Source organism: Micromonospora sp. NPDC053740, from assembly GCF_040677775.1.
Lineage (GTDB): Bacteria > Actinomycetota > Actinomycetes > Mycobacteriales > Micromonosporaceae > Micromonospora > Micromonospora alfalfae.
In genome coordinates, this window is the sequence record NZ_JBFASO010000004.1 from 348,918 (window position 1) to 362,092 (window position 13,175).

The following is a 13,175-nucleotide window of genomic DNA, read 5'->3' on the forward strand; positions in this document are numbered from 1 at the left end:
CCGGCGGTCCGGCACGGAAACGCGACTACCGGTCGCGCCGACGGGTAGTCGGCCGGATGCGACAGTTCGTCAACTGGTCCGGCAGCCTTTCGTTCACCCCGGGGGAGTTCGCCGAGCCGGCCGACGAGGACGCGGTACGGGAGCTGGTGGTGCGGGCACGCCAGGACGGTAGGACGATTCGCCCGGTGGGGTCCGGCCACTCGTCGAGCCCGTTGGTGCGCACCGACGACATCCTGCTCAGCGCGGACCGGCTCGCGGGTGTCATCACCGAGGACGCCGATCGGGCGCGGGTGTGGGCGGGCACCAAGCTCAAGGCCCTCGGTGAGGGCCTCTACGACGCCGGGCTGGCCATGGACAACCTCGGCGACGTGGATTACCAGTCGATCGCCGGCGCGACCGCCAGCGGCACGCACGGCACCGGCATCGGTTTCGGCAACCTGTGCACCCAGGTGACCGGTGTTCGCCTGGTCACCGGCACCGGTGACGTGCTGGAGATCTCGGCCGACGAGAACGCGCACCTGGTGCCGGCGGCCCGGCTGTCGCTGGGCGCGCTCGGCGTCGTCACCCAGGTCACGTTGCAGGTGCAACCCCAGTACGAGCTGCGCCGCCGGGCGTGGTGCGCGCACCTCGAGTGGACCCTCGACCACCTGGCCGAGCTGCAACACACCAACCGCAACATGGACTTCTACTGGTACCCGCGCAGCGACCAGACGCAGATCCGCACCATGAACCGCGCCGACCAGGCGTCCGGCGAGCGGGTGTGGGCCGCGCCGCGGGTCCCGGACTCCGGGCCCTGGGGCGCGCCCCACGAGATCCGGTCCGGCCCGGCGCACCGCACCATCCCCCGGGAACGGGACCTGCGGTTCGAGGAGATCGAGTACATGCTGCCGTCGGAGGCGTTCCCGGCCTGCTTCGCCGAGGTCCGACGGCGGATCCTGCAACGGCACCGCACGGTTGTCGGCTGGCGGGTACTGGTGCGCAGCATCGCCGCCGACGACATCTGGCTGAGCAACGCGTACGGGCGGCCCACCACCACCATCGCCTGTCTCCAGAACACCTCCCTGCCGTACGAGGACTACTTCCGGGACATGGAGGCGGTGTTCCGGCAGTACGGTGGCCGCCCGCACTGGGGCAAGAAGCACTGGTTGACCGCCCGTGACCTGCGGCCCCTCTATCCGCGCTGGGACGACTTCCAGAACGCCCGCCGCCGACTCGACCCGGACGGCGTGTTCCTCAGCCCCGACCTCGCCCGGCTGCTGGAGGAGACCCGATGACCGAGATCGGCGCCCGCCTGTGGGTCGTGCCGGGCGGGCACATCCCGTTCCCCGGCAACGGTCCGGAACCGGCGTTCACCAGCTTCGACCAGCTCTGCGTCCTCAACGCCACCGCCACCCGCGCCGACGTCGAACTGAGCCTCTACTACGAGGACACCGAGCCGGTCGGCCCGTACGCCATCACCGTCGACGCCCGTCGGGTACGACACGTTCGGCTCAACGACCTGATCGACCCGGAGGCGGTACGACTCGACCGACCGTACGGCTGCCTGCTGCGCTCCCCCGTCCCGGTGGTGGTGCAGTTCCTGCGCCAGGACACCCGACTGCCGGGGGTGGTGGCACTGGCCGCCACCATGGCCTATCCAACCTGATCAGCCGGTCATGTTCGGGCGCGGCTCGGCCCGGGTAACCCCGGCCATGCAACTGAGGGCCGGGGCGGGCGACGGACGTGCAGCGGCGGCAAACCTGCGGGCACGGGTCACCGCGGCTGTCGACGAGGGCCGCCACCGGTTGCGGACCTACGTGATCGTGGCGTTCCAGGCTGGCCTGGCCGCCGCCCTGGCCTGGGTGGTGGCCCACGAGGTCGTCGGAAACTCGGAGCCGACCTTCGCGCCGGCCGCAGCCGTCGCCGTCATCGCCGCGTCGCTCGGCAACCGCGCTCCCCGCGCGCTGGAGCTGGTCGTCGGCGTGGTGGTCGGCATCGGTGCGGGCGACCTCCTGATCGGCCAGTTCGGCACCGGCCCCTGGCAGACCGGCGTCATCGTTTTCCTGGCGACCGCGACGGCGGTGCTGGTACGCGGCCCCGGCGCTCTGATGGCACAGGCCGGAGGTACGGCCGTGCTCATCGCCACTCTCACCCCAACCGCACCGGACCTGGAGTTACCCCGAACGGTCAACGCGCTGATCGGCGGCTTGGCGGGGTTGTTGGTGATGCTCGTCCTCCTGCCCATCAACCCGATGCGAGCGATCCGCCGAGCCGCCGAACCAGCCCTGGACCTGTTCGCACGGGAGATGACCGCCTCGGCCGAGGCGCTCGCCGAGGCGGACCGTGGACGCGCGAAGGCGGTGCTGGACCGGATGCGCGACGCGGACCCGAAGATCGAACAGCTCACCCAGGTGACCACGGCCGCCGAAGAGGTCGTCCGCCTCTCCCCCGTACGGTGGCGACGACGCCGGGCAATTACCGCGTATGGCGCTGGAGCGACGCACATGGAGCGGGCCTTCCGCAACAGCCGTGGTCTGGTCCGCCGGATCGGCACCACGCTGCGCGACGGGGAACCGGTTCCGGCCGACCTGCCGGCGGCGGTCGAGCACCTGGGCGAGGCGGTCCGGCTGCTGAACCGGGAGTTCCTCGCCGCCCAGGAGCCCGTGCAGGCCCGCGCACGGGCGCTGCGCGCCGTCAGCGAGGCGGGCGGGGCCTGCCGGGAGGGTCTCGGCTTCTCCGGAACGATCGTGGTCGCCCAACTGCGTACCGCGGCCAACGACCTGCTCCGGGCCACCGGCGTGCCCCGGGACGAGGCCCGCCGGTTGGTCCGCGAGGCCGCCGCGGGCTAAGGCCTGTTTCATAAGAACTGGCCGGCCGCCCTTATGAAACAGGCCTTAGGCGTCGACCGTTGGATCCGGCAGTCGGACGGTGAACAGGGTCCGACCCGGGCGGCTGTCCACCCCGACCGTTCCGTGGTGGGCCTCCACCACCGCCGCGACGATCGCGAGGCCGAGGCCGGTGCTGCCGTGTTCGCGGGATCGGGAGCTGTCGCCCCGGGCGAACCGCTCGAACATCTCCGGTTGCAGCTCCACCGGCACCCCGGGCCCGTCGTCGGCGACGCTGAGCACGGCGTCGGCGTCGTCGACGGCAAGCGTGGTGGTGACAGTGCTGCCGGGCGGGGTGTGCACCCGGGCGTTGGTGAGCAGGTTCGCGACCACCTGGTGCAGCCGGGCGGCGTCGCCCGGTACCTGGATCGCCACCTCGGGCAGGTCGAGCTGCCAACGGTGTTCGGGACCGGCGACTCGCGCGTCACTGACCGCGTCCACCACCAGGGCGGTCAGGTCCACCGGTTCGACAGCGAGCGGCCGGCCGGTGTCGAGGCGGGCCAGCAGCAGCAGGTCGTCGACGAGGCTGGTCATTCTGGTGCTCTCCGACTCCACCCGGCGCAGCGCGTGCGCCACGTCGGCGGGAACCTCGTCACGGCCACGCCGGGCCACCTCGGCGTAACCGCGGATCGCCGCGAGAGGCGTCCGCAACTCGTGGCTGGCGTCGGCGACGAACTGGCGTACCCGCGTCTCGCTGGCCTGCCGGGCGGAGAGCGCGTCGGCGACGTGGCCCAGCATCCGGTTCAGCGCCGCGCCGACCTGACCGACCTCGGTGCGCAAGTCGGTGTCGGCGGCCGGGACCCGGACGGCGAGCGCCACCTCGCCCCGGTCCAGGGGCAGTTCCGTGACGCGGCTGGCGGTGGCGGCCACCCGGTTGAGTGGTCGCAGTGTCGCCCGCACGATCAGCGCGCCCGCCACACCGGCGAGCAGCAGCCCGACCGCAGCCACCCCGGCCTGCGCGGCGACCAGCGCCCAGATGGTCTCCTGGACGCCGGAGAGGGGGATCGCGACGACGCGTACGCGGCCGTCCCAGTACTGGCGGGCCACGGCCCGGTAGTCACCGCGATCGCCGAGGTCGACGGTGCGCGGTCTGGCGTCGACAGGCAGGTCCGCCAGCACGGCGACCTCCCCCACCGCGACGGTCTGCTCGTCGGGGAACGGATCGGCGCTGGAGACGCTCTTGGTCAGGGTCCGGGCGCTGGTCACGCGGCCGTCGGTGATCTCGGCGACCACCGCACCGGACGGCAACCCGGGCGGGACACCAGGTCCGTTGCCGGGGAAGGCCGGCCGACCCGGCCGGTCGCCCCGCATGGCCGTCGCGGGGGCCAACTGGGCGTCGAGCCGGTCGATCAGGAAGTGCCGCAGCGCCACAGTGGTCAGGCCACCGATGGCGACGCTGACCAACGCCAGCAGCGCGAGCAGGGCGAACACCAGTCGGGTACGCAGGGAGCGCCCGGCCAGCCACCCGCGGGCGGCGCGCAGCGGGCGGCGCCTACTCGGCGGGTTTGAGGACATAACCCGCGCCGCGCAGCGTGTGGATCATCGGCGCCCGCCCGGCGTCGATCTTCTTGCGCAGGTACGAGATGTACAGCTCCACCACGTTGGCCTGACCGCCGAAGTCGTAGTTCCACACCCGGTCGAGGATCTGTGCCTTGCTGAGCACCCGGCGCGGGTTGCGCATCAGGTAACGCAGCAGCTCGAACTCGGTAGCGGTGAGGGTGACGAGCTGGCCGGCCCGGCGAACCTCGTGGCTGTCCTCGTCGAGGCTGAGATCACCGACTGTCAGCACCGCCTCCTCCCGGGTGGCGATCGCCAGCCCGGAGCGGCGCAGCAGCGCGCGCAGCCGGGCGATCACCTCCTCCAGGCTGAACGGTTTGGTGACGTAGTCGTCGCCGCCGACTGTCAACCCGGCGATGCGTTCCTCGACCGCGTCGCGGGCGGTCAGGAAGAGCACCGGCACGGTGGGGGCGTGCTCGCGCAGCCGGCGCAGCACCTGGAAACCGTCCAGGTCGGGCAGCATCACGTCGAGCACCACGGCATCCGGCTGGAACTGTCGGGCGGTGCTCAACGCCGCCATGCCGTTGCCGGCGGTGCGGACCTGCCAGCCCTCGTAGCGCAGGGCCATCGACAACAGGTCGGTGAGCGTGGGTTCGTCGTCGACCACCAGCACCCGGACGGGCTCACCGTCGGGGCGACGCAGCTCGATCCGGCTCGGCGCGGCCTGCCCGTTCATGACCATGGGCCCCATGGTGGCCGCCACGCCTGTGCCGCGCCCCTGCGGAAGCTGTGCGCTAGCTGTGCGGGCGGGCCGACGCGACGCCGGCGACGCCACCGGTCAGCCCCGCCTCGTGGTCACTCGGACACCCCGTACGCGTCGGTGCGCACGAACCGCATGCTCCAGCCGCCGGCCTCGTCGGGCCGGTCGCGTTCGTAGAGGTGGTCGGGGCCGGGCTGCACCGGACCCGTGCCGTCCGGGTGCCGCATGATCCAACGCTGGGGTGGGGCGCCGTCCGACCCGGCCGGCAGCAGCCGGACCAGGCCGTCCGCAGGCCCACCGACGAAGCGTACGGTGACCTCGCTCATCGCGGCGTCCCCTCGGGTGACGGTGCCGGCACAATCGGTGACACCGGCTCTGGCTCGCAAGCTACCGCACCCACCGCTCGGGCGCAGCGAGGTGCGCGGGGCCGAACCGGCCTCGGTTTGCCCAGCTCGGAGTGCGGGTACCGCGATCTGAGCACCCGGCCGTCGGCGGGGCGAGGACGAGGAGTGGTCGATGCGGACGCTGGACGGGCGGTACCGGCTCGAACAGCGCATCGGTGTGGGCGGGATGTCCGAGGTGTGGCGGGCCTACGACCAGGTGCTGGACCGGCCGGTCGCGGTGAAGCTCATCTCGCCCGGCCGCGACGATCGGGACGGCCCGGTGGACCGGATCCGCGCGGAAGCCCGGTCGGCGGCCCGCCTCGAACACCCCAACGTGGCCAGCGTGCACGACTTCGGCACGTCCTCGACGTGGCCCGGCCGACCGGTGCCCTACATCGTCATGGAGCTGGCCGAGGGTGAGACGCTCGCCGTGCACCTGCGCGCCGGGCCGCTGGACTGGCAGATCGCGGTGCGGGTCTGCGCGGAGGTCGCCGCCGCGCTGGCCGCCGCGCACGCCGAGGGCATCGTGCACCGGGACGTCAAACCGGCCAACATCATGCTCACCCCGGCCGGCGTGAAAGTGCTCGACTTCGGCATCGCCATCGCCGCCGGCGCGCCGGACCCGATGCCGACCGGCATGGTGCTGGGCACCCCGGCGTACCTGGCGCCCGAACAGCTGGACGAGGCACCGGCCACCCCCGCCGCCGACATGTACGCCCTCGGCGTGCTGCTCTACTACAGCCTCACCGCCCGCCTGCCCTACCGCGCGGCGACCGCCAGCGAACTGCTGCTCGTCCGCCGCCGCCGGCCACCGGAGCCGCTGCCCGACATCGCCGGGCTCCCGCCGGAGGTCGCCGAGCTGTGCCACTCCTGCCTCGCCGACGACCCCGAGCAGCGTCCGACCAGCCTGGTCGCCGCGCTGCTGCTGGCCGAGGCGGTGGACGCCCGGGTGTACGTGCCGATGACGATCCCGACGACCCGCCGGCCGGCCCCGACGTCGCCGTGGACCGAACGGGCCGCCGCGGAAGCCACCGAGGCGGTGGCACTGCTGGACGAGCCGAACCTGCCCGCCGGGCGCTGACCGGACGACAGGCGGCGTTTCGTCAGGCGGCGAAGGGGTAGCCGGCCTGGTGAGCGACGGGAGAAACGCGATGCCGGATCAGAGTTCCTGGCTGCGTGAGGCCACAGCGACCGCCGAGGGCGGTCACGTACGCACCGACGATGGCGGGCTCTCCACCGCGCTGGCCTCACCGCTGGCGCCGCACTGCACCGGGCTGACCCCGGAACAGTTGCTGGCCGCGGCCTTCGCCTCCTGCCTGCATCACGCGGCAGTGGAGGTGGCCGGGGAGATCACCGACGAGGCGCACACCGTGCAAGTCCGCGCGGAGGCGAAGCTGGGGCGGGACAACGACGGTCGATACCGGGCCGACGTCCACGCGGAGATCTCCTCAGCCGGGCTGAGCCGAGATCAACTGGCCGACCTGGTCGAGTACGCCGACCGGCTCTGGCCGTTCTCCAGCAGCGACACCAGCCGACACCGGCTGACCGTCACCCCAGCCGAAAACGGCCGCCACTGACCCGCCGACCCAAGGATCTGCGCGCCGGGAAGCGCACCGTTCCGCATGATCGTGCTTGATCCTGGTTGTAGTTGCCTCGTTCCTGCCTGAAGGCCCTACTTCCTGGATCAAGCACGATCTTGCGGTGGGTTGCCGCGCCGCGTCAGCGGCACGACGGCGCGGCGCGACGCGGCACTACGACGCGGCACGGCGATGCGGCACCGCAACGCGGCGCGGCGGCGCAACGCGGCGCGGCGGCGCAACGCGGCGCGGCGGCGCAACGCGGCGCGGCGGCGCAACGCGGCGCGGCGGCGCAACGCGGCGCGGCGGCGCGGCACTACGACGCGGCACGACGCGATACGTGCCGATCGCGGCGCTTCGCTCCGCCGCCGACGTAGATCTTGGACAGTTTCCGTTCGGCGCGGACGGAAACTGTCCAAGATCTACGGACAGCGCCACCTCCACCGGAAGGTCGACCGAGGAGCCGTCGCACTTTTGGTGGGCCTGGCATGGGCTGTTCGGTGGACTCGGGAGCGCGGCCGGACGTCGGGCGGAGAGACCAACGCCGCGAACCCTTTCCACCGGCAAGTCGGGAATAACCGTCTGGAGCCATCCGCGAGGTTGATCAGCTTCGCTCGTGTTTTGCCCACTAAAGTCGGCATGATCAGGGCAAATTGTGGCGCATGCCACCGTACGGGCTGATGGCATCGGGCATTCAGGTCTTTAGCCTCGGCAGGTGCATCCCGACGACCCCTCCGACCAGAAGCTGACCGACGCGCGCCCGACCACTCCCTCGGACGACGCCGCATCAACCGAACGGACGATCGGCCGTCACCGCGCTGCCGAACCGTCGCGGCGCGCCCTGCTGGGCTCGACCCCGGTGCGGGTGGCGCTGGCCACCGGTGTCACCTGCTGCCTCAGCCTCGTCGCTGTCGCCACCGCGCGCGGAAACCACGACGCCCCCCGCACTGTCGAGCCGCTCGCCGAGGCGGTGGCCGACCGCGCCGCCATCGCCGACGAACGCGCCTCCCGGTCGTTGGACCGCGACGCCGCCCCGGCCCGGATCCTGCCGCCCAGCCCGACGGCGAAGCCCACGCCCACCCCCACCGTCGTCCGCAAGGCGCCCAAGAAGCCGGTCAAGCCCCGCCGCCCCCGGCCGGTCGCCGGCCTCGACCAGGCACAGATGGACAACGCGAAGATCATCGTGGACGTCGGCCTGGAGATGAAGATGCCGCGCCGGGCCCTGGTGGTGGCACTGGCCACGGCCATGCAGGAGAGCAACCTCTACAACCTGGCCAGCGACGTCCTGCCGGAGTCGGCGGAGTACCCGAACCAGGGCAGCGGCTCCGACCACGACTCGGTCGGGCTGTTCCAGCAGCGGCCGAGCAGCGGCTGGGGCACTGTCGCCCAGCTGATGCGCCCGTCGTACGCCGCAGGGGCCTTCTACAGCGCGCTCAACGAGATCCCCGGCTGGCAGGACATGAGCGTCACGGCAGCCGCGCAGGCCGTGCAGATCTCCGCCTACCCCGACGCGTACGCCCAGCACGAGGACCGGGCGACCACCGTCGCGGCGGCGCTCACCGCCTGAGCGCCCGTGCCCGCCCGTCTCAGCGGCGGCCGGGCGGCGGCTGCGCGCCCGCGTCCGGGCCGCCGACTCCGACCCGGCTGCCCGGCACCCCGGCGGCTGCGGTGGGGGTGTCGGCCGGCACCTGGTCGACAGTCACCTGGCTGAGGATTTCGTCCACCCGCACCTCACGCCGTCGACGGGCGTCCAGCGCCGCCTCGAAGTCGCGTCGGGCCTGCACGGCCTCCGCATACGCCCGCTCCCGCACCTGCCGTGCCTCCTCGCGGGCCTCGTCCAGTTCGGCGCGGGCCTGGGCCAGGATCTCGGTGGCCTCGCGCGGCGACGCGTCACCGACGTGCCGGGTGGCCCCCGTGTCGCCCAGGTCGAGTCGTTGCAGGAGGCCGCTGAGCCAGGCCGCCTCCTGGCGGATCTCGTCCCACTCCCGGGCCGCCCCGGCCGCGCCCTCGGCCCGCGCCGCGAGTCGGGACAACCGGATCCCCAACTCGTCCAGGCAGTAATCCACCTGCCGCTGGTCGTAGCCGTTCTCAACGACGGAGAACCTCATACTGTCGCCCCCCAGGCAGCTGCTGTTACTTCCCCACCTGGATCCTCGGCCGCGACCGCTCGCGCCGAAGGGGTTCGGGAAAAATGTTCAGCATGCGCGCAGGCGGCGCGGGCTTCAGACGCGCTTGGGTAGTACCACTACCCGACCGAAGAACTCGTCGATGCGGCGAACCACGTCGTTGAAGTCGTCCAGGTCGATCGGCTTGGTGACGTACGCGTTGGCCTGCAAGGTGTAGCTGCCGACGATGTCGGTGTCGGCGTTGGAGGTGGTCAGCACGACGATCGGGATGGTCCGCAGATCCTCGTCCTGCTTGACCGCCCCGAGCACCTGCCGACCGTCCATCCGCGGCATGTTCAGATCCAGCAGGATCACGTCCGGTCGCCGGGCGTGCTCGTGCCGACCCTCGGCGCGGAGAAACTCCATCGCCTCCTCGCCGTCACTCACCACGTCGATGATCTTGTCGACGTCGGAGTCCGCCAGCGCCTCCTCGATCATCAGCACATCACCCGGGTCGTCGTCGACCACCAGGATGCGTACCGGCTGCGGGCTGTCTACGCCCATCACTACCTGCCTCGGAGTCGGCGGGGACGGGACCCTGACGGTCACCGCGTTGGCGGGGAAATGCTGGCGGGGAAATCTAGCCCATCAGGAAGCACTGCGGGACGCGGGGTCGACCGACTCCGGTTCGTAGCGCAACACGTCGGCGAGCCCGGTGACGCGCAGCACCCGCTCGACCCGCCCCTGGGCGCCGGTGAGCCGGAGCCACCCCCCGACGGCCGCCGCCCGATTGTCGCCCCGGACGAACACGGCCATTCCGGTGGAGTCGCAGAACGTGAGGCCGGACAGGTCGAGCAGCACCCGGGTCTCGCCCGCCGCGGTGAGCTGGTCGATCGCGGCGGTCAGCTCGGGGGCGGTGCTCAGGTCCAGCTCGCCCACGAGCCGCAGGCAGGCGCCACCACCGTCGCGCTCGACGTAGTTGACGCTGAACGTCACCGTTCTCCCCCTCGCTCCACCCTCGGGTGGGACGTTTGCAGTCCGACAAGTATACGCAGAGCCTCCTCGTCCGCCGCCGAGTGCGGTGATCCATCCGGGTGCCACCGGCGGGTCGGTCAGCGGGCGGTGGCGGGCAGCGCCGCGCATCCCAGCGCCAGCGCCCGCGCCGCCCGGGGGAAGTCCCGCAATGCGGCGGCGTAGTGCTCCAGCGGCAGGACGACCGCCCCGGTGGGCACCCCACGACTGCCCAGAATCCCCGAGAGCCACTCCACGAACTCCGTGAACAACGAGGAGTCGTCGACGTAGACCGCCGCGGCCAGGAAGTCCACAATGTGGCCCAGGTCGCTCACTGTCGCGTCGAGCTGCGCGGCGGTGTACGCCCGCGCCGCCGGCACCCGCTCCCGCAGCTCCGCCAACGCGCTGTCGATCAGCTCACCGCGACGGCGCGCCAGGCTGGCGTACTCGTCGTCAGCAAGGTGGGCCAGCCGCGCCGGCGGCGCCCCGCGTAGCGCCGGCTCGTCGGCGATCAGCTCGGCCGCCGAGGGCGCGTCCGGCGCCCAGGCCGCCCCGAGCCGGCGCGCCCACCGGCCATCCGTGCCGAACCCACGCCCGCCGACCACCACCGGCACGTCCGAGCGGCGGCAGGCCTCGATCATCCGGTGGGCGTACGGCAGGCGCATCGGCAGTGCGCACGCCAACGCCACCGCGTGCGCGTCGTAGCGGTGCAGGTACGACACGAGGTGCGCCGCGGGGACGCTGGCGCCCAGGAAGGTCACCTGCCACCCCCGTAACCGCAGCACCTCGGCCACCAGCCGGGGCGGCAGCGCGTGCCACTCGCCGTCCATGCAGGCGACCACGACCCGGCCGCCGGTCGGCCGCGCTTTGACGTGCGCGGAGACCGCCGCCACCACCTGCTCGCTGATGTGGGTGGCCGCGTGCTCCTGGGCGACGCTCCACTCGTTGCGCGCCCACCGCTCGCCCACCTCAGCCTGAGCGGGCGCGACCAGGTCGAGCAGCACCCGCTCCGCCGGGAAGCCCGCGTCGAGCAGGCCGATCGCCAGGTCGGTCGCGGCGTACTCGTCGGCGTCGGCGAGGTGGTCCAGGTACCCGGAGTACGCCTCGCCGAGATCGGTGGTGGCCGTGGCGGCGGTCACGCCTCAGTCCCCTCTGTCTGGTCGATGCCGGCGGGCACCGAGTGCAGGTGCCGCGCCCCGCGCCCGCTCAGGCCGGCCGCCCGCAGCGCCAACACGGCGATGTCGTCGTGGTCGCCCTGTGCCAACCAGTCGCAGGTGACCTGCTCGACCCGTTCGGCCAGGGCCTGCGCGGGCATCCGCTGGCAGCCGGTCAGCGCCGTGACCAGCCGCTCGGGGCCGAACTGCTCGTCTCGGCGCCGGCCGCCCCGCGCCTCGGTCACGCCGTCGCTGTAGAGCAGACAGGTCTCGCCCGGCGCCAGCCGCACGGTCACCTCCCCGACACGGGGGTCGGGCACCACCCCGATCAGCATGCCGCGCAACGGCACCGCCTCCACCTCACCGGAGGCGCGCAGCACCAGCGGTGGCAGGTGCCCGCCGCCGGCCATGGTGAGGGTGAGGCCACCGTCGCGATCCGGGCGGGCCACACCCAGCACGATCGTGGCGAAGCGGCCCTGGCCGTGCGCCTGGGTCGTCTCCAGCAACGCGTCGTTGAGCAGCCGCAACAACCGCGCCGGGTTCGACTCCAACCGGTGCAGCGCCTGGAGGCACTGGCGCAGTTGGCCGGTGAAGACGGCGGCTTCGACGCCCTTGCCCGACACGTCGCCGAGGAAGAACACCGAACCACCGTCGGTGAGCCGGTGCGAACCGTAGAAGTCGCCGCCGATGCGTAGCCCCGCCTGCGCGGGGCGGTACGCGGTGCCCCACTGCACACCGACGGCCTCGACCGGCTCGACCGGCACCAGGCTGGCCTGGAGGGTGTCGGCCACTTCCGCCTGGTCGCGGTAGAGCAACGCGGTGGTCAACGCGGCGCCAGCGCGGGCCGCGAACGCGCGGACCAGCTCCACGTCGTCCTCGTCGTACCAGCGAGTGGCGCGACGGGCCACCAGCAGCACACCGACCGGCGCGTCGCGGCCCGGCAGCGGGACGACCCGGACGGCGCTGTCGGTGCCGGCCAGCCCCGGCAGCCAACCGGCGTCGACCGCCTGCTCGACCAGCCAGTCCACCGCGTGCGGCTCGGACCCGGTCAACCCGTCGGCGATGGCCGTCGGCAGCTCGCCGCCGGCCAGCACGCCGCTGTCGACCGTCGGCACCTCGTCGTCGGTGCGGGAGGCCCGCCACCAGCGGGCGCGCCCGGCCCTCGGCGCGATCACCAGCACCGCCACCTCGGCCAGGGTCGGCACGGCGAGTCGGACGACCGCGGCGGCCGCCCGGTCGGGGTGCAGTGGGTTGCCCAGCTTGTCGCCCACCACGGCCAGGAATGCCGAGCGGGCCCGTTCGGCGAGCAGCGCGTCGGCGCGGCCGACGCTGTCGGTGACGTCCTCGACGTACCAGCAGCAGCGGTCACCGGAGAGCGGCACCTGGCGCGCGGTGAGCCGGCGCCCGCGATGGGTGAAGCTCCCGGGGACGCCTTCGCTCAACCCTGGCACGCCGGCCGCGCTGAGCAGCACGCCGGGCGTCACCTCGGGCAGCAACCGCTCGGCCACCGGGCTGACGTGCCGCACGACGCCATCGGCGTCGCAGACCACCAGGCCCTCGCGGAAGTGCTCGACGACCTCTAACCAGTCGGGCGTGGCCTGACCCCGGTCGGGGGCCAGCGGCGGCAGTGCCGCGGTGGGGCGGCGAACGTCGGCGGACCACGCCGAGGGTCGTGTCGTGCTCGGCGTGGAGAGCCGTCCGTCGCCCGGGTCCCAGTCCCTGACGTCGGAAGCAGTCACCAGCTGAGCCTCACTCCTTCTCGTTCACCGAACCCGTGCCGGAACCGGCGTCCACTGTCAAAACTCTTCGGCCAGCCTACGCCCG

General features: G+C 72.8%; 15 protein-coding genes. 6 read left to right on the forward strand and 9 right to left on the reverse strand.

Annotated elements, in window-relative coordinates; translation table 11 throughout:
- Positions 1-56 precede the first annotated feature (56 nt).
- From AB0K35_RS14425 to AB0K35_RS14435, 3 genes are read left to right on the forward strand one after another with little or no spacing between them, the layout of a single operon-like run.
- The gene (locus tag AB0K35_RS14425) at positions 57-1,274 is read left to right on the forward strand and encodes a D-arabinono-1,4-lactone oxidase (protein WP_363885580.1); all 1,218 of its coding nucleotides are present in this window, start codon (positions 57-59) and stop codon (positions 1,272-1,274) included.
- Entirely contained in the window at positions 1,271-1,645 is a 375-nt protein-coding gene (locus AB0K35_RS14430) for a sensory rhodopsin transducer (protein ID WP_238672064.1), read from the forward strand. The genes AB0K35_RS14425 and AB0K35_RS14430 overlap by 4 nt, the downstream gene beginning before the upstream one ends.
- A 46-nt stretch (positions 1,646-1,691) precedes the next feature.
- Positions 1,692-2,828: an FUSC family protein gene (locus AB0K35_RS14435; RefSeq protein WP_238672063.1), complete on the forward strand. Its 1,137-nt coding sequence runs from the start codon at positions 1,692-1,694 to the stop codon at positions 2,826-2,828.
- Between the two features lie 45 nt (positions 2,829-2,873).
- On the opposite strand, the gene AB0K35_RS14440 is transcribed toward AB0K35_RS14435, so the two are convergent.
- From AB0K35_RS14440 to AB0K35_RS14450, 3 genes are all read right to left on the reverse strand, one after another.
- Positions 2,874-4,379 carry a HAMP domain-containing sensor histidine kinase gene (locus AB0K35_RS14440; RefSeq protein ID WP_363885582.1) on the reverse strand — a complete coding sequence of 502 codons (1,506 nt, stop codon included), beginning with the start codon at positions 4,377-4,379 and terminating at the stop codon, positions 2,874-2,876.
- On the reverse strand, positions 4,357-5,103 hold the full coding sequence (locus AB0K35_RS14445) for a response regulator transcription factor (RefSeq protein ID WP_238672061.1): 747 nt from the start codon (positions 5,101-5,103) through the stop codon (positions 4,357-4,359). The genes AB0K35_RS14440 and AB0K35_RS14445 overlap by 23 nt, the downstream gene beginning before the upstream one ends.
- A 113-nt stretch (positions 5,104-5,216) precedes the next feature.
- A complete protein-coding gene (locus AB0K35_RS14450; RefSeq protein WP_091408172.1) occupies positions 5,217-5,447 on the reverse strand; it encodes a hypothetical protein in 231 nt (76 codons plus the stop codon).
- Between the two features lie 190 nt (positions 5,448-5,637).
- Here AB0K35_RS14450 and AB0K35_RS14455 point away from each other — a divergent pair, with 190 nt between their 5' ends.
- Positions 5,638-6,585 carry a serine/threonine-protein kinase gene (locus tag AB0K35_RS14455; RefSeq protein ID WP_363885585.1) on the forward strand — a complete coding sequence of 316 codons (948 nt, stop codon included), beginning with the start codon at positions 5,638-5,640 and terminating at the stop codon, positions 6,583-6,585.
- Between the two features lie 70 nt (positions 6,586-6,655).
- Positions 6,656-7,081: an OsmC family protein gene (locus tag AB0K35_RS14460; protein WP_196922768.1), complete on the forward strand. Its 426-nt coding sequence runs from the start codon at positions 6,656-6,658 to the stop codon at positions 7,079-7,081.
- A 107-nt stretch (positions 7,082-7,188) separates the two neighbouring features.
- On the opposite strand, the gene AB0K35_RS14465 is transcribed toward AB0K35_RS14460, so the two are convergent.
- Entirely contained in the window at positions 7,189-7,398 is a 210-nt protein-coding gene (locus AB0K35_RS14465; protein WP_363885587.1) for a hypothetical protein, read from the reverse strand.
- Between the two features lie 398 nt (positions 7,399-7,796).
- On the opposite strand from AB0K35_RS14465, the gene AB0K35_RS14470 reads away from it, so the two are divergent.
- Positions 7,797-8,648: a hypothetical protein gene (locus AB0K35_RS14470; RefSeq protein WP_238666767.1), complete on the forward strand. Its 852-nt coding sequence runs from the start codon at positions 7,797-7,799 to the stop codon at positions 8,646-8,648.
- A 19-nt stretch (positions 8,649-8,667) separates the two neighbouring features.
- On the opposite strand, the gene AB0K35_RS14475 is transcribed toward AB0K35_RS14470, so the two are convergent.
- The 5 genes from AB0K35_RS14475 to AB0K35_RS14495 form a co-directional block, all read right to left on the reverse strand.
- Positions 8,668-9,189, reverse strand: a complete 522-nt coding sequence (locus AB0K35_RS14475; protein WP_363885589.1) for an ATPase — start codon at positions 9,187-9,189, stop codon at positions 8,668-8,670.
- A 114-nt stretch (positions 9,190-9,303) separates the two neighbouring features.
- The gene (locus AB0K35_RS14480; RefSeq protein ID WP_238666770.1) at positions 9,304-9,750 is read right to left on the reverse strand and encodes a response regulator; all 447 of its coding nucleotides are present in this window, start codon (positions 9,748-9,750) and stop codon (positions 9,304-9,306) included.
- An 84-nt stretch (positions 9,751-9,834) separates the two neighbouring features.
- On the reverse strand, positions 9,835-10,182 hold the full coding sequence (locus AB0K35_RS14485; RefSeq protein ID WP_363885591.1) for an STAS domain-containing protein: 348 nt from the start codon (positions 10,180-10,182) through the stop codon (positions 9,835-9,837).
- Positions 10,183-10,298: 116 nt separating this feature from the next.
- The gene (locus tag AB0K35_RS14490) at positions 10,299-11,336 is read right to left on the reverse strand and encodes a cobalamin-dependent protein (RefSeq protein ID WP_238666772.1); all 1,038 of its coding nucleotides are present in this window, start codon (positions 11,334-11,336) and stop codon (positions 10,299-10,301) included.
- Entirely contained in the window at positions 11,333-13,090 is a 1,758-nt protein-coding gene (locus tag AB0K35_RS14495) for a PP2C family protein-serine/threonine phosphatase (RefSeq protein WP_363885593.1), read from the reverse strand. The genes AB0K35_RS14490 and AB0K35_RS14495 overlap by 4 nt, the downstream gene beginning before the upstream one ends.
- Between the last annotated feature and the right edge of the window lie 85 nt (positions 13,091-13,175).

Bases quoted from the DNA above. Each gene is read 5' to 3' on its own strand.
- AB0K35_RS14425 (WP_363885580.1), top strand. From the start codon at position 57: ATGCGACAGTTCGTCAACTGGTCCGGCAGCCTTTCGTTCACCCCGGGG.
- AB0K35_RS14430 (WP_238672064.1), top strand. From the start codon at position 1,271: ATGACCGAGATCGGCGCCCGCCTGTGGGTCGTGCCGGGCGGGCACATC.
- AB0K35_RS14435 (WP_238672063.1), top strand. From the start codon at position 1,692: ATGCAACTGAGGGCCGGGGCGGGCGACGGACGTGCAGCGGCGGCAAAC.
- AB0K35_RS14440 (WP_363885582.1), bottom strand. From the start codon at position 4,379: ATGTCCTCAAACCCGCCGAGTAGGCGCCGCCCGCTGCGCGCCGCCCGC.
- AB0K35_RS14445 (WP_238672061.1), bottom strand. From the start codon at position 5,103: ATGGTCATGAACGGGCAGGCCGCGCCGAGCCGGATCGAGCTGCGTCGC.
- AB0K35_RS14450 (WP_091408172.1), bottom strand. From the start codon at position 5,447: ATGAGCGAGGTCACCGTACGCTTCGTCGGTGGGCCTGCGGACGGCCTG.
- AB0K35_RS14455 (WP_363885585.1), top strand. From the start codon at position 5,638: ATGCGGACGCTGGACGGGCGGTACCGGCTCGAACAGCGCATCGGTGTG.
- AB0K35_RS14460 (WP_196922768.1), top strand. From the start codon at position 6,656: ATGCCGGATCAGAGTTCCTGGCTGCGTGAGGCCACAGCGACCGCCGAG.
- AB0K35_RS14475 (WP_363885589.1), bottom strand. From the start codon at position 9,189: ATGAGGTTCTCCGTCGTTGAGAACGGCTACGACCAGCGGCAGGTGGAT.
- AB0K35_RS14480 (WP_238666770.1), bottom strand. From the start codon at position 9,750: ATGGGCGTAGACAGCCCGCAGCCGGTACGCATCCTGGTGGTCGACGAC.